This is a genomic window from Streptomyces sp. NPDC005302 (assembly GCF_040607345.1).
In the GTDB taxonomy this organism is placed as follows: Bacteria; Actinomycetota; Actinomycetes; order Streptomycetales; family Streptomycetaceae; genus Streptomyces.
Genome location: NZ_JBEXGN010000002.1, coordinates 397,862 through 419,466 on the forward strand (window position 1 = coordinate 397,862; position 21,605 = coordinate 419,466).

The 21,605-nt window shown below is 73.3% G+C and carries 17 protein-coding genes and 1 pseudogene; 12 read left to right on the forward strand and 6 right to left on the reverse strand.

The annotated features are described in order from the left end of the window. Positions 1-567: 567 nt before the first annotated feature. The gene (locus tag ABZT74_RS04140; protein ID WP_356167250.1) at positions 568-1,068 is read left to right on the forward strand and encodes a hypothetical protein; all 501 of its coding nucleotides are present in this window, start codon (positions 568-570) and stop codon (positions 1,066-1,068) included. A 50-nt stretch (positions 1,069-1,118) separates the two neighbouring features. Here ABZT74_RS04140 and ABZT74_RS04145 read toward each other — a convergent pair whose 3' ends face one another. Further along, the gene (locus ABZT74_RS04145) at positions 1,119-1,820 is read right to left on the reverse strand and encodes a pentapeptide repeat-containing protein (protein ID WP_355873630.1); all 702 of its coding nucleotides are present in this window, start codon (positions 1,818-1,820) and stop codon (positions 1,119-1,121) included. 149 nt (positions 1,821-1,969) lie between these two features. On the opposite strand from ABZT74_RS04145, the gene ABZT74_RS04150 reads away from it, so the two are divergent. The 3 genes from ABZT74_RS04150 to ABZT74_RS04160 all read left to right on the forward strand — a co-directional run bounded on the left by ABZT74_RS04150 (position 1,970) and on the right by ABZT74_RS04160 (position 5,880). Then, positions 1,970-3,136 (forward strand): NAD(P)-binding protein, encoded by a 1,167-nt coding sequence (locus tag ABZT74_RS04150; RefSeq protein ID WP_355873627.1) that lies wholly within the window; start codon positions 1,970-1,972, stop codon positions 3,134-3,136. A 180-nt stretch (positions 3,137-3,316) separates the two neighbouring features. Further along, positions 3,317-4,300 carry a zinc-binding dehydrogenase gene (locus ABZT74_RS04155; protein ID WP_356433335.1) on the forward strand — a complete coding sequence of 328 codons (984 nt, stop codon included), beginning with the start codon at positions 3,317-3,319 and terminating at the stop codon, positions 4,298-4,300. Positions 4,301-4,380: 80 nt separating this feature from the next. After that, positions 4,381-5,880, forward strand: coding sequence for an MFS transporter (locus tag ABZT74_RS04160; RefSeq protein ID WP_356167255.1), 1,500 nt, complete (start codon positions 4,381-4,383; stop codon positions 5,878-5,880). Between the two features lie 52 nt (positions 5,881-5,932). On the opposite strand, the gene ABZT74_RS04165 is transcribed toward ABZT74_RS04160, so the two are convergent. Then, positions 5,933-7,339: an FAD-dependent oxidoreductase gene (locus ABZT74_RS04165; RefSeq protein WP_356433336.1), complete on the reverse strand. Its 1,407-nt coding sequence runs from the start codon at positions 7,337-7,339 to the stop codon at positions 5,933-5,935. Positions 7,340-7,349: 10 nt separating this feature from the next. Beyond that, positions 7,350-8,003: a rhomboid-like protein gene (locus ABZT74_RS04170; RefSeq protein ID WP_355873616.1), complete on the reverse strand. Its 654-nt coding sequence runs from the start codon at positions 8,001-8,003 to the stop codon at positions 7,350-7,352. A gap of 174 nt (positions 8,004-8,177) precedes the next feature. Here ABZT74_RS04170 and ABZT74_RS04175 point away from each other — a divergent pair, with 174 nt between their 5' ends. Further along, positions 8,178-11,150 carry a BTAD domain-containing putative transcriptional regulator gene (locus tag ABZT74_RS04175; protein ID WP_356167260.1) on the forward strand — a complete coding sequence of 991 codons (2,973 nt, stop codon included), beginning with the start codon at positions 8,178-8,180 and terminating at the stop codon, positions 11,148-11,150. 183 nt (positions 11,151-11,333) lie between these two features. On the opposite strand, the pseudogene ABZT74_RS04180 reads toward ABZT74_RS04175, so the two are convergent. The 3 genes and pseudogenes from ABZT74_RS04180 to ABZT74_RS04190 all read right to left on the reverse strand — a co-directional run. Continuing rightward, a pseudogene (locus tag ABZT74_RS04180) lies at positions 11,334-11,873 on the reverse strand (sigma-70 family RNA polymerase sigma factor); the annotation flags it as partial. A 183-nt stretch (positions 11,874-12,056) separates the two neighbouring features. Next, complete coding sequence (locus ABZT74_RS04185; RefSeq protein WP_356433337.1) at positions 12,057-13,361, reverse strand: hypothetical protein; 1,305 nt, start codon at positions 13,359-13,361, stop codon at positions 12,057-12,059. Positions 13,362-13,372: 11 nt separating this feature from the next. Next, positions 13,373-14,191 carry a lytic transglycosylase domain-containing protein gene (locus ABZT74_RS04190; protein ID WP_355873608.1) on the reverse strand — a complete coding sequence of 273 codons (819 nt, stop codon included), beginning with the start codon at positions 14,189-14,191 and terminating at the stop codon, positions 13,373-13,375. A 317-nt stretch (positions 14,192-14,508) separates the two neighbouring features. Here ABZT74_RS04190 and ABZT74_RS04195 point away from each other — a divergent pair, with 317 nt between their 5' ends. The 7 genes from ABZT74_RS04195 (at position 14,509) to ABZT74_RS04225 (ending at position 21,603) form a co-directional block, all read left to right on the forward strand. Then, positions 14,509-15,468, forward strand: coding sequence for a hypothetical protein (locus tag ABZT74_RS04195; protein ID WP_356433338.1), 960 nt, complete (start codon positions 14,509-14,511; stop codon positions 15,466-15,468). Continuing rightward, a complete protein-coding gene (locus ABZT74_RS04200; RefSeq protein WP_081217966.1) occupies positions 15,465-15,746 on the forward strand; it encodes a hypothetical protein in 282 nt (93 codons plus the stop codon). Before ABZT74_RS04195 ends, ABZT74_RS04200 begins: the two co-directional genes overlap by 4 nt. A 78-nt stretch (positions 15,747-15,824) precedes the next feature. Further along, complete coding sequence (locus ABZT74_RS04205) at positions 15,825-16,112, forward strand: hypothetical protein (RefSeq protein WP_164371050.1); 288 nt, start codon at positions 15,825-15,827, stop codon at positions 16,110-16,112. 13 nt (positions 16,113-16,125) lie between these two features. Next, positions 16,126-16,881: a hypothetical protein gene (locus ABZT74_RS04210; protein ID WP_356167267.1), complete on the forward strand. Its 756-nt coding sequence runs from the start codon at positions 16,126-16,128 to the stop codon at positions 16,879-16,881. Position 16,882: 1 nt separating this feature from the next. Then, on the forward strand, positions 16,883-18,121 hold the full coding sequence (locus tag ABZT74_RS04215) for a hypothetical protein (protein ID WP_355873598.1): 1,239 nt from the start codon (positions 16,883-16,885) through the stop codon (positions 18,119-18,121). Positions 18,122-18,295: 174 nt separating this feature from the next. Beyond that, positions 18,296-19,789: an SCO6880 family protein gene (locus ABZT74_RS04220; RefSeq protein ID WP_356167269.1), complete on the forward strand. Its 1,494-nt coding sequence runs from the start codon at positions 18,296-18,298 to the stop codon at positions 19,787-19,789. Then, positions 19,786-21,603, forward strand: a complete 1,818-nt coding sequence (locus ABZT74_RS04225) for an ATP/GTP-binding protein (RefSeq protein WP_356167272.1) — start codon at positions 19,786-19,788, stop codon at positions 21,601-21,603. The genes ABZT74_RS04220 and ABZT74_RS04225 overlap by 4 nt, the downstream gene beginning before the upstream one ends. The last annotated feature ends 2 nt before the right edge of the window (positions 21,604-21,605 follow it).

The window sequence follows — 21,605 nt, forward strand, 5'->3', positions numbered from 1 at the left end:
CCGTTCCCCGCGCCCCTGGACAGCAACCGGCGTCGGCCCGGGCTTCGCCCCCGCCCATGCGCGCCGCCGCCCATCCGCCGCCCGCCGGTGGGGGCTCTTCGCACAGTTCCCCGCGCCCCTGAACACCGCCCGGCATCCCCTGGGCTTCGCCCGCACCCCTGCGCGCCGCCGTGTGTCGGCCGCCCGTCGGTGGAGGTCGAGCGCGCCGTTCCCCGCGCCCCTGGACAGCAACCGGCGTCGGCCCGGGCTTCGCCCCCGCCCATGCGCGCCGCCGCCCATCCGCCGCCCGCCGGTGGGGGCTCGTCGCGCAGTTCCCCGCGCCCCTGAACACCGCCCGGGGTCCCCCGGGCTTCGCCCGCACCCCAGCGCCCCGTCGTCCATCCGTCGCCCCGCCGGTGGGGGTCGAGCGCGCCCCTGGACAGCAACCGGCATCTTCCGGGCTTCGCTGGGGGTCGGCGCGTCCCTGGGCACCTTCCGGGGGCGCCGTGCGCGGGCGGCGCGTCGTCGGTGGGGTGCCGGTCGGTCGTCCGGCGTTCGGGTGGTGGGGGGCGTGGCACCATCTTCTACGTGCTCGACATCGGCTACGCCCTCTCCAACCGCTTTCCCGATCCCCCGCAGACCGACTACCGTCGCGCGGACGTCCGTGCGCTGCGGCACGACCTGTTCTGCGGGGACGTCTACCTCGCCGACACGAAGGCGGACCGCGAGGTGTCCACGGGCTGGGGATGGGTGCCGGTGCTCGACTTCGCGTGGGCGTTGTGCGACATCGTCGAGCAGCTCGACCGTGACCCGCTCGGCAGCCGGGCCTCCCGGCCCCAGCAGGCGGAGCTGGACTTCACCGAGTCGACCGACCGCATGCTCTTCGAGCGGCGCTTCGGCTGGGTGGACATCGAGGCCGACTGGATGCGGCGCGAGGAGGAGCCGCTGACCTTCTCGTTCACCGCGCTGCGCCGCGAGGCCCGCGACTTCCTGCACGACCTGCTGGCCGACCTGACCGACCTGCACGACGACCTGGCCGAGAACCCGGCCATCTGGACCCTCCAGGCCCGCTTCCCCCGCATCTCCTAGCCGCCTGTCGTTCGGGTCAGGTGGCGCCGAGGTACCCCGGACGACAGACCCTAGGGGCCCTCCACCCGGACGCCCAGCGCGGCGGCCAGCACCGGTGCCAGGTCCAGGAGCTGGGCCGTGCCGATGACCGCGCCGGCGAGCCGGTCCACTCCCCGTGCGATGTCCAGCTCCGCCGCGGCCCGCAGATCCACGTCCGTCAGGGTCGCCCCGGTGAGGTCGGCGCCCTTCAGGACGCAGTCCACGAACTCCACCCGCTCCAGGCGCGCGCCCCCGAAGTCCGGCTCGACCAGGACACAGCCCTCGAAGACGACGTCCTTCAGCCGCGCCTTGCGCAGGTTCAGATAGTCGATCTTCCCGCCGCGCACCACCACCCGCTCCAGCACGGAGCCGTGCAACTGCACGCCGCCGAGGCGCGCGTCGACCACCTCGACGTCCCGCAGCATCGCCTCGGCGAGATCGGTGCCCACACCCCGTATCCCCGTGAGGACCGAGTCCAGCACGCGCGCGTGGTGCAGCCGCGTCTCGTCCAGCGCGCAGCGCGTCAGCGCGCAGTCCATGAAGCGGGCTCCCCCGCCGTCCTGCCCGGCGAAGTCCGCGTCCGTGAACTCCAGCCCGTCGTAGTCGCCGTCCGGCTCCAGCTCCCCGCCGTCGTACGGCTCCAGGGCGGGCAGCCGCAGCTCGGGCCGCCGGGCCGCCTTCACTCCCCCGCCGGACGCCTTCGCACCGGACCCGCCCGCAACTCTCCTCGCCATGCCCCCATCCTGCCCTCCCCCACTGACAAACGCCCTGGCCTGCGCGAACCCGGCCCATGTCACATTCCCGGGTCCCCGATCGGTCCTCTTCACAGAAAGGCCCGCTGTCAGAGACCTCTCGGACCCCGAGCACGAGGAGACCTCCAGCCATGGACCGCATCACCGTCATCGGCGGCGGCTTCGCCGGACTGACCGCCGCGATCACCGCCGCGGAGGCGGGCGCGAGCGTGACCGTCCACGAAGCGCACCACACCCTCGGCGGGCGGGCCCGGACCGCCGAGGGGCCCTACCGGACCAACGAGGGCCCGCACGCCCTGTACAGCGCGGGACCGCACTGGACGTGGCTGAAGCAGCGGGACCTGATCGGACCGCTCGCACCGGTACCGCCCCGGGAGGCCGCCCGGCTGCGGCTGCACCACAAGGGCGCGCTGCGCCGCACCCCGCCCTTCGCGATGCTCAAACTGCTCCGGCGCTCCTGCCAACAGGCGCCCGAGGACGTCGACTTCATGACCTGGGCGACCGGACAGGCCGGAGCGGAGGGTGCGCGGGCCGCCGCCAACTACGCGGCCGTCGCCCTCTTCCACCACGACCCCGGATCGCTGTCCGCCGCTTTCGTGCAGGAGCGGCTGCGCCGGGCCATGAGGCTGCCCCCGGAGGCCAACTGCCCGCGCGGCGGCTGGGCCAACGTCATCGACCGGATGGCGGGGCGGGCCTGGAACCTCGGGGTGCGGATGGAGACGCTGGCCCGGGTGGACCGGCTGCCCGTGGGGAAGGGGCCGGTCGTCGTCGCGACCTCGCTCGCCTCCGCCCGGCGCCTGCTCGGGGACGCCTCGCTGACCTGGCCGAGCGGCCGTACCGCGCTGATCGACCTGGCGCTGACGAGCCGGCGCGGTGACGCGTTCGCCGTCTCCGACCTGGACGCGCCGGGCTGGATCGAACGGTTCACCGCGCGGGACCGCACCCTCGCCCCGGCCGGCGAGCAGCTCCTCCAGGGGCAGATCCCGATCGCGCCGCGGGAGTCCGGGGCCGACGGGGTCGCGCGCGCCGAGCATCTGCTGGACCTCGCCTTCGAGGGCTGGCGCGAACGGGTCACCTGGCGGCGGGAGTCGGTGGCGAGCGGCCGTACCGGCGCGGTCGACCCGCCCGGCACGAGCTGGCGGGACCGGCCCTCCATCGACCGCGGGGACGGCGTCTACCTCGTGGGCGACCAGGTGGCCGCCCCCGGCGTGCTCTCCGAGGTCTCGTTCAACAGTGCGCTGGAGGCGGTCGCGCTGGCCCTGCGCATCCGCGAGCGCCTTGACCTCAAGCATGCCTGAGGTTGAAGAGTGGTGAACCCACCGGCAGACCCGCGGTCTCGGGGCCACCGGCAGACCCGCGGTCTCGGGGCCGGCAGGCCCGGCGGTCTCCGGGGCCACCGGGCCGGCACCACGCGCACGGCCCGCGGCCTTCGCCCTCCGACCACCCTCGTACGCCTCTCCGAGCTTGAGGAGCCCCTGATGCACGCCATCCGACTGCACGCCTTCGGTCCCGCCGATCACCTGGTCCACGAGCGCGTCGACGACCCCGTGCCGGGGCCCGGCCAGGTACGGATCGCCGTGGCCGCCGCGGGGGTTCATCTGCTGGACGCGGCCCTGCGCGAGGGCATGCGGGGCGGTCCGGCGCCCGGGCCGACCGTTCTGCCGACGATCCCCGGGCGGGAGGTGGCCGGGACCGTGGAGTCCCTCGGCGAGGGGGTCGCGGCGCTCTGGCTCGGCCGCCGGGTCGTCGCCCACCTCGGCTTCGCGCCCGGGGGCTACGCCGAACTGGCCGTCACAGACGTCGACCGCGTCCACGACATCCCCGAGAACCTGGACTTCGCGCAGGCCGTCGCCATGATCGGAACCGGCCGTACGGCGATGGGGATCGTGCAGTTCGCCGAGCCGGGGCCCACCGACGTGGTCGTCGTGCCCGCCGCGGCCGGCGGCATCGGCACCCTGCTCGTGCAGTACGCGCACCACCGGGGCGCGACGGTGATCGGTCTGGCGGGCGGCCCGGAGAAGGTGGCCAGGGTCCGCGCGAACGGCGCGGACCACGCCGTCGACTACACGGAGCCGAGCTGGTCGGAGAAGGTCCGCGCGCAGCTCGGCGGCCGGACGGCGACCGTCGTGTTCGACGGCGTCGGCGGCGAGGTCGCCCGGGAGGCCGTGGCCCTGCTCGGACCGGGTGGCCGCCACATCGTCTTCGGCTGGTCGGGCGAGGGCATCCGGGACGGCTCCCCCTACCTGGTGGAGGGGGTGTCCGAGCAGGTGCTCGGGCCCGTGATGCTGAGGCGGGCGGGCGGCCCCGATCCCGTACGGACCCTGGAGCTGCGTGCCCTCGCCCATGCCGCGTCCGGGCGGCTCAGCCCGGCCGTGACCCGTTTCCCGCTGGTGGAGGCTGCCGCCGCGCACCGTGCCCTGGAGAGCAGGGCGACGATCGGAAAGGTGGTGCTGGAGCCGTGACCAGGAGCCCCGAAAAGGAGTCCCGTCAGGCCGTTTCGTCCGGAGATGCGACCCGCGCCGATCCATGGTCTTCTGAGCGGGTGAGTGCCCCCCGGACAGGCGAACCCAGCGTCCCCGCAGGTCAGGATGCCCACCGCTGGTGGGCGTTGGTGGTCATCGCTCTCGCACAGCTGATGGTGGTGCTGGACGCGACGATCGTGAACATCGCGCTTCCCTCGGCGCAGAACGACCTGAACATGTCCGACGCCAACCGGCAGTGGGTCATCACGGCCTACACGCTGGCGTTCGGCGGACTGCTGCTGCTCGGCGGCCGGATCGCCGACCTCGTCGGGCGCAAACGCACGTTCATCATCGGCCTGATCGGCTTCGCCGGTGCCTCGGCGCTCGGTGGCGCGGCCACCACGTCGGCGATGCTCTTCGGCGCCCGCGCGCTCCAGGGTGCGTTCGCCGCGCTGCTCGCGCCCTCCGCGCTCTCCCTGCTGACCACGACGTTCACCGATCCGAAGGAACGCTCGAAGGCCTTCGGCATCTACGGCGCGCTGGCCGGCTCGGGTTCGGCGATCGGCTTCATCGCGGGCGGACTGCTGACGGAGTACCTGAACTGGCGCTGGTGCCTGTACGTCAACATCCCCATCGCGATGATCGCGGTCTTCGGCGCGTACTCGCTGCTGCACGACCGGCCGGGCCACAAGAACGTCCGGCTCGACGTGCCCGGCGCGATCCTGGGCTGCGGCGGACTGGTGGCGATCGTCTACGGGTTCAGCGAGGCGGGGTCGCGCGGCTGGACCGACTCCCTCGTGCTGGCCCTCCTCGCGCTCGGCGTCGCGATGCTGGTCGCGTTCGTGTGGTGGCAGAACAGGGCTCCGAGTCCGCTGCTGCCGCTGCACATCGTGACGGACCGCAATCGCGCGGGCTGCTTCCTGACGATGGGGCTGGCCGTCATCGGCCTGTTCGGCGTGTTCCTGTTCATGACCTACTACCTCCAGGTCATCCTCGGGTACTCGCCGGTGAAGACGGGTCTGGCGTTCCTGCCGCTGACCGTCGCCATCATCATCGGCTCGACGCAGGTCTCCGCGCGGCTGCTGCCCCATGTGGCGCCGCGCAGGCTGATGGTCCCGGGCATGGTCCTCGCGGCCGGCGGCATGCTGTTCTTCACCCAGCTCACCGTCGACTCCGACTACGCGGGCGAACTGCTGCCGGGTCTGCTCCTGCTGGGCTTCGGTATGGGCATGACCTTCATGCCGGTCTTCGCCACGGCCACCGCGGGCGTCGCCCCGCAGGACTCGGGCGTGACCTCCGCGACGGTCAACACCTCGCAGCAGGTGGGTGGTTCCATCGGCACCGCGCTGCTGAACACCATCGCCACCACCAGCAGCGCGACGTTCATCGCCGCTCATCTGCGCAACCCCGCCCAGAAGGACCTGGTCATCCGCGAGGGCATCGTCCACGGGTACACGGTGGCCATCTGGTGGGCCGTCGGCATCATGCTGGCGGCCGGTTTGATCGCCGGACTCATGGTCACGGCCAAGGCCCCGAAACACCTCGCGCCGGACGCGCCGGTCCCGGAGTCGGCGGCCTGAGGCCCGGCGGCTCCATGGGCCGGGGTGGCCGGGGTGGCCGGCGGGACCGGGGTCAGTGCCGGCCGGCCACCCGGTCCGCGAGCCGGGCCAGCCGGGACGACTGAGCGCTGTGGGCGGCCAGTTCGCGCCGGTCGGCGGTGCGGTAGGTGGCGTACATGCCGTGCACGCCGATCCAGCGGAACGGTTCCGGCTCCCATTTGCGGACCTCGTGGTTGACCCAGGGCAGGCCGGTCAGCTCGGTCGCGCCCGCCTGTCCGGAGTCCTGCTGGACGAGGTCGCGCAGGGTGCGGGCCGCCAGGTTGGTGGTGGCGACGCCGGAGCCGACGTATCCGCCGGCCCAGCCGAGGCCCGTCGAGCGGTCCAGGGTGACCGTGGCGCACCAGTCACGCGGGACGCCGAGGACGCCGGACCATGCGTGGGCCACGCGCACACCGGTCAGCGGCGGGAAGAGGCGCACGAGGATCTCGTACAGGGCGTCGATGGTGGCCTGCTGGGTGCGGCCGTCGTTGTCGGTGCGCGAGCCGAAGCGGTACGGGACGCCGCGTCCGCCGAGCGCGATGCGGCCGTCGGCGGTGCGCTGGGCGTACATGTACGCGTGCGCCATGTCGCCGAGCGTCTCGCGGCCCTCCCAGCCGATGGCCGCCCACTGCTCGTCGGTCAGCGGCTCCGTGGCGATCATCGAGGAGTTCATCGGCAGCCAGGTGCGCTTCTGGCCCTTGAGGTTCGCGGTGAAGCCCTCGGTGCAGCGCAGGATGTAGGGGGCGCGGACGGTGCCGTAGGGCGTGACCGCGTGCTTCGGGCGGATCTCGGTCACCGGTGTCTGCTCGTGGATGGTCACGCCGAGGGCCTCCGCGGCGGCGGCGAGGCCCTTGACCAGCTTGACCGGGTGCAGCCGGGCGCCGTGCGGTGTCCAGGTCGAGCCCACCGCGTCGGCGACCCGGATCCGCTCGGCGGTCTCCTTCGCGCCGTACAGCTCGCGGTCCTTCTCGCCGTACGACAGCTCGTGCGCGTGAAAGGCCTTGAGCCGGGCCAACTGGGCCGGTGTGTACGCCACTTCGAGGACTCCGCCCTGGTGGACGTCCGCCTCGACGCCCTCCTCGGCGGCCACCCGGACGACCTCGTCCACGGTGTCGTTCATGGCCTGCTGGAGGCGGGTGGCCGCCTCCTTGCCGTGCAGTTTCGCGTACCGGTCGCGGCCCGCGATGCCGTTGTAGAGCCAGCCGCCGTTGCGCCCCGAGGCGCCGTAGCCGCAGAACTTCTGCTCCAGGACGGTCACCCGCAGGAAGGGCGCGGCCTTCTTCAGGTAGTACGCGGTCCACAGTCCGGTGTAGCCGCCGCCGACCACCACGACGTCGGCGGTCGCGTCGCCGGGCAGCGGTTCCCGGGGGGCGGGGAAGCCGTCGTCCGCGTACCAGAAGGAGATGCCGCCGTTCACGGCGTTGCCTGCCGAGCTGCTCATGAGCGGGACGTTAACCCCTGAACGCGGTGACTGTCTCCTTCGGATTCCATGCTTTTCCCCGCCCTCTGACCAGCGGATAACAGGCGAGACCGATCACGACGGAGGTGAAATGCCCGAGATCGGTGAAGGTGCGCCCGGTGACGAGAGGGACCCCGTAGACGGCCAGCACGATCACCAGATACGGGTACCGCCAGGGCGTCGCGATCCGGTAGGTGAGCACGCCGATCACCCCGGCGAGCGCGTAGCTGACGCCGATGTCGAGGGTGTCGGCGGCGGAGTGCGGGGCCATGCCGTGGCGGATCGCCCAGAGCAGCGCACCCTCGCTGATCAGCGTGGACAGCACGTGGGCGGCCGCGTTCACCGCGAGCCAGCGCGCGGTGCCCAGCCAGCGTTCGGCCGGCGCCTGGAAGACGGTGTAGAGCACGGCGTACGGCACCCAGTGCCCGCCGTCGATCCACATCGCGCTGGCGACGAGGACCCGCACCGGGTTGCTCGACAGCTCGTGCAGGTTCGTGGAGCGCTGCCGCAGGAACTCCGCTTCGAAATCCGGAGACATGTGATGCAGAGCGACGGTCGTGACGAACAGGATCGCCAGCCAGATGTACGTGCCCGGAGCACCGCGCACATATGTCCACACCCTGTGGATACCCCGCTCACCACGCACGGCCGGCCTCACCCATGCCAGTAGTGTCCCTTATGTGATCGGCGTTCCGGCGACATTCGGAACAGGCCACTCCGTACCGAGCGACCCCGACATCGCGCCCAATACATGGCTCGAACACATGAATCTCACGTTCGACAGAGTGTTCGTAACAGTGGCTCGCTACTCTCCGGTGCCGTGAGCGTTACCGGTGGTGCCGAAGTTCTGCGTTTTTCCTTACTGGGCCCGCTGCGGGCCTGGCGGGCCGGCACGGAGCTGCCGCTCGGTCCGCCGCAGCAGCGGGCCGTTCTCGCGGTGCTGCTGCTGCGCGGCGGACGCGCGGCCGGCGTCGGCGAACTGGTCGACGGCGTCTGGGGACCCAGCCCGCCGTCCGGCGCCGTCCCCATGCTGCGCACCTACGCGTCCCGGCTGCGCAAGCTGCTGGAGCCCGCCCGGCCGGCGGGCGCTCCGCCCCGGCTCGTGGTGTCCGTCGGCGACGGATACGCCCTGCGCACCGAGGAGATCACCAGCGACCTCGGCGTGTTCGAGGAGTGCCTGGCGCAGGCCGAGCGGCGCCGCGCCGCGGGCGACAGCCGCGGCGCGGCCAGGCTGCTCGACAGCGCGCTCGCCGCATGGCAGGGCCCGGCGCTGGGCGGTGTACCCGGCCCGCTCGCCCGCGCCGAGCGCACGCGGCTGACCGAGCGGCGGCTGGGCGCCCAGGAGTACCGGCTGCGCGTGGAGCTCGAACTCGGCCGCCACGAGGCGGTGTTGCCCGAGCTCAAGGCATTGCGTGAGGCACAGCCGTTGCGCGAGGCGGTGTGCGAACTGCTGCTGGTGGCCCTGCACCGGTGCGGCCGGCGGGCCGAGGCCCTGGAGATCTACGCGCGCACCCGCCGCACCCTCGTGGACGAACTGGGCATCGAACCCGGCCCGTCGCTGCGGGCCGCGCACGCACGGCTGCTGTCCGGCGACCCGGACCTGTCGCCGCCGGCCGTACCGGTCCCGGCCGCCGCCACCTCCGCGACCACCTCCACCACCGCCGACGGCGAGGCCGGACCGAGCACCGGACCCGCGGACGACCACGACGGGACCGAGCCCGTACGGCCCAGGGGTGACACCCAGCCCTCCCAACTCCCGGCAGATCTGGCGCTGTTCACCGGAAGGGAGGCCGAACTCGGTCTCGTGGAGGCGCTGCTGCCCGCCGCCGACCACCCGGACAAGGCCGTCATCGGCCTCGTCAACGGCATGGCCGGGGCGGGCAAGACCACGCTGGCCGTGCACTGGGCCCACCGGGTCGCCCACCGCTTCCCCGACGGCAGCCTCTACGTGAACCTGCGCGGATACACCCAGGGCGGTTCCGTCATGCACCCCTCCGAGGCGCTGGAGACGTTCCTCGTGGCGCTCGGCGTGGCCCCGCAGGCCGTCCCCGAAGGACTCGACGCGCAGGCCGCCCTCTACCGCAGCGTGCTCGCCCGGCGCCGCGTGCTGATCGTGCTCGACAACGCCCGCGACACCGAGCAGATACGGCCGCTGCTGCCCGGCACACCGGGCTGCCTGGTCATCGTCACCAGCCGCAGCCGGCTGACCGGCCTGGTGGCGGGACACGGTGCCCACCCGCTGACCCTCGGCCCGCTCACCGGCGACGAGGCGCGCGCCATGCTGACCCGGCGCATCGGCCGCGCACGGGTGGAAGCGGAACCGCAGGCCACCGACGCCATCGTCGAGCTGTGCGCCCGGCTGCCGCTGGCCCTCGCCATCGTGGCCGCGCGGGCCGCCCACCACCCGGGGTTCCGGCTCGCGGACATCGCCGCGGAACTCCGTGAGAACCACGGCAGCCTGGACGCCTTCACCGGCGGCGACGCGCGCACGGACGTACGCGCCGTCTTCTCCTGGTCCTACCACGCGCTGCCGCGCCAGGCGGCGGAACTCTTCCGCCGGCTCTCCCTGCACCCGGGGCCCGACATCGGCACCGCCGCGGCCGCGGCCCTGGCCGCCGAGCCGGCCCGCACGGTCCGCGCGCGCCTGAGCGAACTCACCGGGGCCAGCCTGCTCGGCGAACACGCGCCCGGCCGCTACGCCTTCCACGACCTGCTGCGCGCCTACGCGGGGGAACTGGCCGACGCCGAGGACGGCGCGGAGCGGCGCGCGGCGGCACTGCTGCGCCTGCACGACCACTACCTGCACACCACCCACAACGCCTCCGCGACCATCGGCCCGCTGCGCGAGACCCTCCCCCTGCCGTCCAGCACAACGGACAGCGGGCCCCTGCGGTTCACCGGCCGCAAGCAGGCCATGAACTGGCTGCGCGCGGAGCGCCACGTACTGCGCGCCGTCGTCGAGCAGGCCGCCGCCCTCGGCCACGAGGACCACGCCTGGCGCACCGCCGTCGGCCTCGACCTCTATTTCGACCGGCTCGGCTTCTGGCACGACCTGATGGAGATCAACAGTGCCGCGCTGCGCGCCGCCCGTGCCGTCGGCGACCGGACCGGGGAGGCGCACGCACTGCGCGGACTGGGCTTCTTCCACACGCGGTTCGCGCACTCCGCCGAGGCCCGCCGCGACCTGGTCCGCGCGCTGGAGCTGTTCCGGGCCGAGGGCGACGCGTTCGGCGAGGCCCGCACCCGGCGCTGCCTCGCCTACCAGGCCAACGGGGAGGGCAGGTTCGCCGTCTCGCTGGACCACTACGCGCACGCCCGCGAGCTGTACCGGGGCGAGGGCAGCACGAGCAGTGAGGCGATCGTCCTGAACGAGGTCGGCTGGACGTACATCCTGCTCGGCGAGCACGACAAGGCGCTGGAGCACTGTGAGAAGGCCGTGGCCCTGCATCAGGAGATCGGCGACCCGGTCGGGGAGGCCGCGGCGCAGGACAGCGTCGGATACGCGCATCACCAGCTCGGCCAGTACGGCGCGGCGGTCGAACGCTTCGAGCGGGCGGTAACGCTCTACCGGGAGATCGGCGACCACTACCTGGAGGCCGACACCCTGCGGCACGCGGGGGACGCGCACCTGGCCGCGGGCGATCGGGAGACGGCGGTCGCCGCGTTCGGGAGGGCGCTCGCTCTCCTGGAGGAGACCGGCCATCCGGAGGCCCCGGATCTGCGGGAGACCCTGCGCGGCCTGGACGAGCCGGGCCGGGGTGACACCGGTCCGGGAGGGAGCGGGAGCACGTGATCAGGCGGCGGCGTGCTCCGGGTGCCCGGACGGCGCCTGCCGGTCCTGGGGCTGCGGGTCCCGCGCGTGCTGGTGCTGCTCCTGCGGGTGCTGCGTCTGCTGGTCCTGCGCCTGCCGGTCCTGCGCCTGCCGGGAGTTCGGCCGCCCGGTCCGTGCCGGCTGCCGGTCCGCCTCCTCCACGACGACGCCCTGGTCGCGCAGGGCCAGCCGCAGACTGCGCAGGGCGTAGTACACCCGGGACTTGACCGTGCCCTGCGGGATGCCGAGGGCGTCAGCGGCCTCCTGGGTCGTACGGTCCGCGAAGAACGTCGCCCGGATGACGTCCCGGTGGGCGGGGGTGAGCGTCTCCAGGGCCTCCTGCACCACGATGGACGACAGCATCTGCTCGATGTCGTCGACCTCGGCGCCCAGTTCGCTCAGCCAGGTGGCGCCGCCGATCTCCAACGGCCGGGCCATCCGGGTCCGGTGTCCGTCGATGACGAGGTTGCGGGCCACCCGGAACATCCAGGGGCGCACCGCCATCCCCTCGTCGTCGACGAGGTTCCGCTTGTTCCAGCAGCGCAGCAGCGTCTCCTGGATGACGTCCTCGGTACGGTGCGTGTCCCCGCCGAGCATGCGCAGCACGTACGTGTAGAGCGCGGGTCCGTGCTCCAGGTACAGGTCGCGCAGCGCCCGTTCCTCGGCGGAGACCGCGCTCGCCGATCCGATGACCGTCACGTTCATGGTGTGCTCCTGTTCCTTGGGAATGGCCGGCTCCATGGGGGGTACGAGGAGCCGGGGCCTCCTGGGGAACGGAGTGTTCCGAGGGGTGTTCCACGTTCGTTTGACATCGGTTGTACGGATCGATGGACGAGCTGGTCGGGACGGGTGTGACCAGAGGTACGCGTGAGGTTTGCGCTCCGTGACTCAGACGTAGGCCGCCAGCGACTCCACCTGACTGCGGACCTGGCCGACGAGGGCCGCGTAGCCCGGGGGCAGCAGGCCGTTGCGCTCCAACGTGGTCCACATGTGCAGCAGTTCGCGGCCGTGTGCGACCACCGCCCGGTCGTCGTCGAGCTGTTGCCAGGCGGCCGCCGCCCGCGCCACCTCCGCCGGGGCCCGGCCGTCCCGCGCGCGGCACCGGATCCGGGCCACCGCCAGGGCCAGCACGATGGCCTCCCGGTGGTCGCCGCGCAGGTGGGCGAGGTAGGCCTCGACGGCCCGCGCTTCGACGGCGTGCGGATGCTCGGCGCCCATCGACTCGGTGAGGCTCTCCCGCAGCTCGGTCGCGTCGTCGAACGCCTCGTCGAGCATGCCCGCGGCGGCCAGTGCGTTGATGCGGCCGATCCGCTGGGTGAGCCAGTCCGGGAAGTCGGTGCGCACGGCGGGCGCCGTCACAGCCGCCGGGTCCGGCACCTCCGCCCGCGCGGCGGCGGTGGCCCGGGCCCTGGCCACCGCGGTGGCGACGGCGGAGGCCGTGGCCGCGGCGGACGGCGGCACGACGACAGCCGCGGGAGCCGGAACCGGGGCGGGGGCGGCAAAGGGGGTGGGCGCCGGGGCCGGCGTCGCGAACTCAGCGGGAGCGGCAACCGGTGCGAACGCGGGTGCCGGGACAGGCACCGGGGACGCGAACCCGGCCGGGGCAGCAGTCTCCGCAGGCGCGGCGGTCATCGCAGGGGCCGGGGCCGGCGTCACGAACTCGGCCGGAGCGACAGCCGGTGCGGGGACCGGGGGCGCGAACCCGGCCGGGGCAGCAGTCGCCGCAGGCGCGGCGGTCATCGCAGGTGAGGGGACCGGCGTCGCGAACTCGGCCGGGGCGACAGCCGGTGCGGGGGCCGGGGGCGCGAACCCGGCCGGGGCGGCAGCCTCCGTAGGCGCGGCGGTCACCGCAGGGGCCGGGGCCGGCGTCACGAACTCGGCCGGGGCGACAGCCGGTGCGGGGGCCGGGACAGGCGCCGGGGGTGCCAATTCGGCCGGGGCGGAGTCGGGCGCGGGGGGCTCGGCCGGGTCGAGGACGTGGCTGGAGCCGTCCGGGAGGACCTGGAGGACGAACCGTGCGGCGTCCGGACCGTCGTACACCGTCGCCTCGACCGCGCCACCGCGCTCCTGCGCGTGGGTCTGCAACCGGTCGAGCACCGCCTCGTGCACGGGCTGGCCCGGCGCGGGGACGAGGGTGTGTCCGTCGATCTCGGCGATCCCCTCACCCGAGATGTACACGTCGAAGTGGGCCATCGCTGTCCTCCTCATGCGGCGGGGCCGGTCGTGGTGGCGTCGGGGTCGGGGGTGACGCCGGGGGTGGCGCCCGAGGGCGGCGCGCCGATGCCCTGGTACTTGGCGAACTGGGCGCGGATCGCGAGGACATACCCCTGGGCCTCGTTCGTCTGCGGCACGCCCTTCGCCGCCTTGACCGCGTCCATCCCGACGTCGTACGCGGCAAGGGCGAGGTCCAGCGAGGTGTTGCTCGTCCCGTCCTCGCCGGTCTCCTGGATCTCGCCGCTGTCGATCAACGCCTGTCCCTGTTTGGCCAGTTCGCACATGTACCGGCCCTGGGCCATGATCGAGTCCTCCGCGTCCAGGGCCGAGGTCTTGTCGTTGTCGTCGTCGTCCTTGCCGTACTGCTTGAAGATCTCGGGCGGCAGCTGCGAGATGCCCTCTTCGCCGTTCGGGCCCACGAGCGACTTGTTGAAGCCGGACTCCTTCTCGATCTGCGAGGCGATGACGATCGGGCCGATCGCGCCGCACAGTTCACCGGCCTTCTGGATCGGGTCCACCAGGTCCTCGGGCACCGTCGAGGTGTCCAGCTGCCCCTTGCCGTCGCCCTGGAAGATGCTGAGCGTCTGATCCGCGGTGTCCTGGCTGGGGGGATCCCCGCCACCGCCGTGGAACAGCAGGTAGAGCGCGATGAGCGGGGCGAGCAGAACGCCGAACCCGCCCAGGATCACGACGACCACCAGCGTGCCGGCCAGGGCGAGCGGCGACAGCAGGCAGCCGCAGCCGGTGCCCGCGATGAGGCCGTTCCGGACGGCGGTCGACGCACCGCCTTCTCCGCCTTCTCCACTCATGGCGCCCGCCTTCTTCCCCACACCTTGAACCGCTGTGGCCACATGACCCGTTGTGCTGTCCGACGGGCTCGACAGATCCAAACGGCGCCCGGAGCAAATAAGTTCAAACCAGTGGAAACCAGATGAGCCAGAGCAGCGGATTCACGAGCGAAGAGGGGGGCGGGGCACACATGGGCACTCCTTCGGCACTGCCGTCGGGCCCGGGGTCATGGGTACGGGGACCGAAGAACCCACAGCCGACGCCTCCGGAAGCGCGGCCCGCTCCTGACACCGACGGGACGGTTCCCGCGGAGGCGGCCGGACCCGCGGTGGCCCCGGTGGCCCCGGCGGCCCCGGCGGCCCCGGCCCAGCAGATACCCCAGGCGGTCCAGCAGATACCCCAGGCGGCACCGGCCGCCCAGCCCGTACAGGCGACTCCCGTACAGGCGACCCCAGTTCAGGCGGCTCCGGCGCAGGCCGCTCCCGTTGCCTACACGGCACCGCAGCCGCACTCCGTTCCGGTGCAGGCGGCTCCGGTGCAGCCCGCCGCACCGCAGGTCCAGTCAACCCCGCACACGGCGGCCCCCGTTCAGCCCGCGTACGTGCAACAGGCAGCACCGCAGCCGACGTTCCAGCAGGCTCCCGCCGCGCAGTACTCGGCGCCCGCCGCCCCGGTGGCCCCGCAGCCGGCGGCCCCAGCGGCCCCCACACCCGCACCCGCCGCCCGGAAGGCCCCCGCCGCCCCGCGTCCCAAGTCCGCGGGCTCACCGCGGGCCGCGGGTGCGCGGCGTACGGCGCCGGCCTCCGACGCCGAGGCCGGGTGGGGGCAGGCGAAGCGGCCCCGGCCCGTCCGCGGAAAGTCGCGCGACGACGTCGGCTGGGTGAAGGCCCACGGCGGGTCCGGCGCGACCTCGATGGTCGAGGCCTTCGGCGGAGTCGACGTGGGAGCCCGCTGGCCCGACCCCGCCCGCGGCGAACCCCGCCGGGTCGTGCTCGTCGGCAGGACCAGCGCGCGCGGACTGCAGTCCGTCTCCCAGGCACTCGGCGCGCTGAAGGACGGCAACGCCCCGCAGGGACTCGAACTGCTCGGCGTGGTCCTCGTCGCCGACGCCCCCGGACGGCTGCCGCTCAGCCTGCTCCGCCGTATCCGCGTGCTCCGCTCGGTCGCCCGCGTGCACCGCGTGCCGTGGATCCCGGCCTGGCGCACCGGCGGCCGGCCGAGGTCCGTCCCCAGGCAACTCGCCACGCTGTCCCGGCTGGTGGGCGGCGAGCTCTACGGCGAGGGAGCCGTGTCATGACCCCACCCCTCCTCGACGCGCGGTTCCTCGCCGCGTACACCCCGCCCGTGGGTGCCGACACCATCCTCGGCCTGCTCGCCTGGTGCGCCTCGGCGTGCGGGGTCGGCGGACTGATCATCGTCGGCATCCAGATGGCGCTCCAGCTGCGCCGCGGCGACCCCGGCGAGGGCGGCGAGCACTTCCGCGGCGTCTTCTTCGTCACCCTCAGCTGCCTGGTCGCCACCTGCGCCGGGCCGCTCGTCGCGGCCCTCGGCAGCCTCCAGCTCCTCGGTCCCTGACCCCGCAACACCTTCGCGCAACGCCAGTCACCCAGTCGCCCACCGCTCGTGCCGGGCGCCGATTCCTCGGAGATCCCCATGTCCTCTCTGCTGTACGAAGCCTCCAACATCCTCGCCGCCGGTGTTCCCCAGCCGGCCCGCAACGCCCCCGGCGAGCTGACCGCGAAGGTCAACACGGTCCTCGGCATCGCCGCCTGGGCCGGCACCGCCGCCGGTGTCGCCGGTGTCCTCATCACCGGCGCGATGATGGCCGTCTCCGTGAAGCGCGGCGAGAGTTCGGAGCACATGAGCCGCCTCGGCATGGTCCTCGGCGGCTGTGTCCTGGTCGCCACCGCGGGCCCGCTGATCAGCTTCGTCTTCGCGTAAGCGGGCGCCGGTCGTGAAGTTCACACGCAGGGAGCGCCGGCCCGCGGAGACCGGGCCGTACTACAAGCAGCGCAGCTGGCAGCTGTCGGCGGGGTTCATCGGCATCGTGGTCGTGGTGGGCGGGATCGCCGGCCTGCTGTCCGGACCGGGTGCGAGCGCGGACGGTACGAACTCCGCGGCCTCCGAAGGACCGCTGTCGAAGGCCTCCGCCACGAAGGACGGACGCCCCAAGGGCTGTGACACCGACGACAGCGCCGGTTCCGCCCTGCCCAAGGCCGCGCCCAAGGACGTGACCTGGCGCACCCTCGGTGTCGCGCGGGTGCCGGTCTCCGCCTCGGCGGGCCCCACCCTGATCCAGGGGCCCCTGTGGTGGTGCTACGCGCACACGCCCGCCGGGGCCGCGCTGGCCGCGCACATCATCCCTTCGCAGATGAGCGGATCGCACTGGCGCACCGTCACCGAGCAGCAGGTGGTGGCCGGGCAGGGGCGCCAGATGTTCGAGTTCCAGCGGGCCACCGTCGCCAACACCGACGCGCAGAGCGACGGCGCGGCCGTCGCCTCGTACGCCGGCTTCTCGGTGACCTCGTACTCGGAGTCGGCGGCGACCGTGCGGCTGCTCCTGAAGAGCGCCCAGGGATATGCGGCGACCAACATCTCCCTGCGCTGGAGCGGCGGCGACTGGAAGGTGCGGCCCGACGACAACGGATCCCTGCACTCCCCGGTGTCCTCCGTCCAGAGCACCAACGGCTTCACCCTCTGGGGGGTCTGACGTGAACTGCACGTCCGGAAATCCGGTCATCGACCTGGTGAAGGGTTTCTTCAGCTTTCTCGGCGACCCCATCGGGACCATCGTCGACCTGATCGCCAAGACCATTCTCGCGGGCGCGGTCGCCGTGTTCGCGGCGCTGACCACCAACGTCCCGACGCTGGAGCAGACCGACACGTCGAAGGGCATCAGCGCCGACACGCAGTGGATCGTCGTCTACCTGGCCGTCGGCTCGCTGCTCTTCGCCGCCTGCCGCATGGCCATCGAACGCAAGGGTGACGCGGGGCGCACCGCGCTCAAGGGCATCATGCGGGTGGTGCTCGTGTCGGGCGCCGCCACCACCGTCGTCATGGCCGCCGCGGCCGTGGGCGACAGCTACTCCAACTACCTGTTCAACAACGCCGTACGCGATTCGCTGAACAACGTCGGAGCCTGTTCGGACGGCAGCGGCATCCAGTCGTTCCTGCTGCTGGTCCTCGCGTTCCTGCTGCTGATCTCCGGGATCATCCACACGATCCTGATGTACATCCGGCTCGGCGTCATGATGCTGCTGCTGGGCACCCTTCCGCTGGCCGCCGCGGCCTCGATGACGGACTGGGGTGCCGGCTGGTGGCGCAAGCACGTCGGCTGGATGATCGCCTGGCTGCTCTACAAACCCGCGGTCGCCCTCGTCCTCAACGCGGGCATGGCGATGATCAATTCGGGCCAGAACAGCGGCACGGGTGACGCGGCCACCATCAACACCCGCATCGCCGGTATCGGCGTGATGCTGCTGTCCGCCATCGCGCTGCCCGCCCTGCTGAAGCTGATCGTGCCCGCCACCGCCGCCATGGGCACCGGCAACCCGATGTCCAGCATGGGGCAGGCGGGTTCCAACCTGGCCAGTGGCGCGGTGCAGCTCGGCGGCCGGGGCGGCGGCTCCGGCGGCGGCGCGCAGGTGGGTCCGAGCGGGGCGTCCGGCACGGGCGGCGCGAAAGGGTCCGGCGGTTCGTCCGGCGCGGGCGGCTCCTCCGGCGGCGGCGGCGAGGCCGGCGCGACCGGATCGGGCGGCGCGAACGGCGCGGCTGCCGCGGGCCGGGCCGGTGGTGCCTCGGGTGCCGGAGCGGCGGGCAGCGGTGCCGCGGCGGCCGCGGGACCCGCGGGGGTCGCGGTGCTCGCGGCGGTGGCCGCCGCGCAGGTGGCCAGTTCGACGGTCTCCGGCGCCGTGGAGGGCGCCGACGGCGAGCTGGGCAACAACAAGTGACGCACGGGGAGCCGACGGCGGCCGGACCACGCCTCTGACGCGTCCGCCCCGCGTCTCCCCCTCGACCGGCCGCCGGGCTCCCTTCCCCCCTGGGAGTCCGGCGGTCTCCTCCCCACCGCCCGTCGCGCACCGCCTCGCCGCCCCCCCCATCACTTCACGAAGGGAACCGGACTCATGTCCACGGAAGCCGCCACCCATCCGACCTACGGAAACTGGCGCAGGCCACGGCGACCGGGGCTCGGACCGCTCGGACTCGTCGGCACCTTCGGGGTGTTCGGCGGTCTCATCGTCACCCTGCTCGCGTCGCTGATCTCGCTGTACGCGGCGCTGGTCGTGCTCGTCCCGGTCGTCCTGTTCCTGGTGCCGCTCTCCATCCGCACCCAGGACGGCCGCAACGTCTACCAGTTGATGACCCTGCGCATCGGCTGGTGGCGCCGCAAGGCGAAGGGCGCGCACCTGTACGTCTCCGGTCCGCTGTCCGCCCGTCCCGGTGGCCGGTTCCGCCCGCCGGGCCTGCTCAACAAGGTCACCGCGACCGAGGGCCGGGACGCGTACGACCGCCCCTTCGGCGTCCTGCACCACCCGGTCCGCAACCTGTACACGATCGTCCTCGGCTGCGACCCCGACGGCGGTTCGCTCATCGACCCCGACCAGGTCGACGTGTGGGTCGCGCTGTGGGGCGAGTGGCTGGCCCGGCTGTCCCACGAACCCGGCCTGCGCGGCGCCTCCGTGATCGTGGAGACCGCTCCCGACCCGGGCACCCGCCTCGCCCACGAGGTGCTGCCGCGCATCCACCCCGACGCCCCGCCGGCCGCCCGTGCCGTGATGGAGGAGGTCGTGGAGCGGTATCCGAGCGCGTCCTCGGAGATGCACACGTACATCACCCTGACCTACGGGGTCCCGCCGGGCCAGCGGCGCAAGAAGGACGACGTGATCACCGACCTCGCCATCCGCATCCCGGGTCTGCTCAGCGGACTCGTCGCGGCCGGCGGCGGTGCCGCGTACCCGCTGTCGGCGGAGCGGATCGCCGAGGTCGTCCGGGTCGCCTACGACCCCGCCGTCGCCGCCGACGTCCTCACCGCCCGCGCCCAGACGGGCGGAACGGGCCTGGAGTGGGACGACGCGGGCCCCGCCGCCGCCGTCGAGACGGTGAACAGCTACCAGCACGACTCCGGCGTCTCACGGACCTGGCTGCTGACCCTCGCGCCGCGCGGCACGATCCGCTCCTCGGTGCTGCGGGGCATGCTGGAGGCCGCCCCCGGCACCCGCCGCAAGCGCGTCGCCCTGGTCTACCGCCCCATCGACCCGGCCACCTCGGCCCGCATCGTGGAGGCGGACCGGCGCAGCGCACAGTTCATGGCGACGTCCGGCAAGGGCATGGTCCAGGCCCGCGCGGCCTCCGAGGTCCGGGCGGCGGAGCAGACTGCGGCCGAGGAGGCGTCGGGCGCCGGACTCGTGGAGTTCTCACTGATGCTGACGGTCACCGTCGACACCATGGAGGAGCTGGCGGACGCGAGCGTGACCGTGCGCAACCTGACCGCGGCGTCCCGCGTGCTGATGCGGCCCGCGGACCGGATGCAGGCGGCGGCGTTCAGCTGCACCCTGCCCGCCGGGATCCTCCCCTGGGAACAGACCCTCATCCCGCACGAGCTGCAGGAGGCACTGTGAGCCGCCGCCGCGAGGAGAAGCTGGCCGAGCGGGCCGACCGGCTCGCCGAGGAGCAGGCGCTCACGGCGCCCGCGCCGGGCGGGACCGGCGCGCAGCCCTGGCCGGAGCCGGCCGGGCGGAAGAAGCGGTCCAAGGCGGCGAAGTCCGCCGCCTCGGACAGCGCGACCACCTTGGCGCCCGGCACCGCGCCGACGGGCAGACCGGCTCCGCCGGACAAGCCCGCCAGGTCCGGCAAGGAGAAGACGCCGGGCAAAGCCAAGGAACTGTTCGTCCCGCACCGCGGCTGGTACGGCGTGGGCGGCGGACGCGTCGGCTACATGGACCCGCCCACCATGTGGCGCGCGACCACCGTGCAGGCCTGCGGCATGTGGCCCTTCGCGGCCGGTTCCGGCTCGCCGATGACCGGCGTACCGCTCGGTCAGCATCTGTTCACCGGCGCCACCGTGTGCGGCGACCCGCTGAACTGGTTCACCCGGGCCCGCTACATCTCCAACCCCTCCCTGTTCATGCTCGGCATGCCGGGTCTGGGCAAGTCCACCCTGGTCAACCGGATGCTGATCGGGCTCGCCGCGACCGGTGTCGTCCCGCTGGTCCTCGGCGACCTCAAGCCGGACTACGCCGACACCGTGCGCGCGCTCGGCGGCCAGGTCATCTCCATCGGCCGCGGCCGGGGCGGCATCAACGTCCTCGACCCGGGTGCGATGGGCGCGGCCGCCGCGAAGATCGGCGGCGAGGCGGGCGAGGTCCTGAAGGCCGAGGCCCACGGCCGCGTCCTGAACATGGTCGCCGCCCTCATCACCATCGTCCGCGGACGCCCCATGGACGATCACGAGCAGTCCGTGCTCTCCGCCGTCCTGCACCATCTGCGCGAACGCACCCCCGTGGGCCGCACCGTGCTGCTGCCCGACGTGCTGCGCGTCCTGACCGAGGGCCCGCCCCGGGTCCGCGCCGTCACGCTCGACCGGGGTGACGACGCCCGCTACCGCGACGCCGTCGACCCGCTGCACCGCTCCCTGCTCGGCATCCTCGACGGCCCGCTCGGCGACACCTTCGCCTCCGAGACATCCACCCGGATCAACCCGGACGCGCCCGCCGTGTGCATCGACATCTCCGGCATCGGCGAGGCCGACACCCAGCTCACGGCCGCCGCGATGCTCGCCGCCTGGTCCGACGGACTCGGCACGGTGGCGGCCTCGCACGCCCTCGCGGACGCCGGACTCGCGCCCAGGCGCTGGTTCTTCACCGTCCTCGACGAACTGTGGCGCCCGCTGCGCGCGGCCTCCGGCATCGTCGACCGCATCGACGCGCTCACCCGCCTCAACCGCTCGCTCGGCCTCGGCGACGCGAAGATCACCCACACCCTCAAGGACGCCGAGGCGCTCGGCACCGACGCGGACCGCGCCAAGGCGCGCGGCTTCGTCGAGCGTGCCGGGATGGTCGTGTGCGCCGGGCTCCCGCGGACCGAGATGGAGGACCTGGGCAAGGTGGTCGGCCTGTCGCGGCGCGAGATCGAACTCGTGTCGTCCTGGTCGTCACCGCCGGGCTGGGGTGTCAACGGCGACAACGAGGAGCCACCGGGGCGCGGCCGCTTCCTGATCAAGGTCGGTGGCCGCCCCGGCATCCCCATCAAGGTCGCCATCACCGACGCGGAGCGTCACCTGCACAACACCAACACCCGCTGGACGCCCAACGAGGACGCCGTCGAACAGGCCGCCGCGCGCGCCGCGCAGCAGGTAGCGCGGGCCGCCCGGGAGGGCGTCCACGGACTCCCCGGCGGGCCCGGCGCCGACGCCTCGGGGAGGTGGACGGCGTGAGC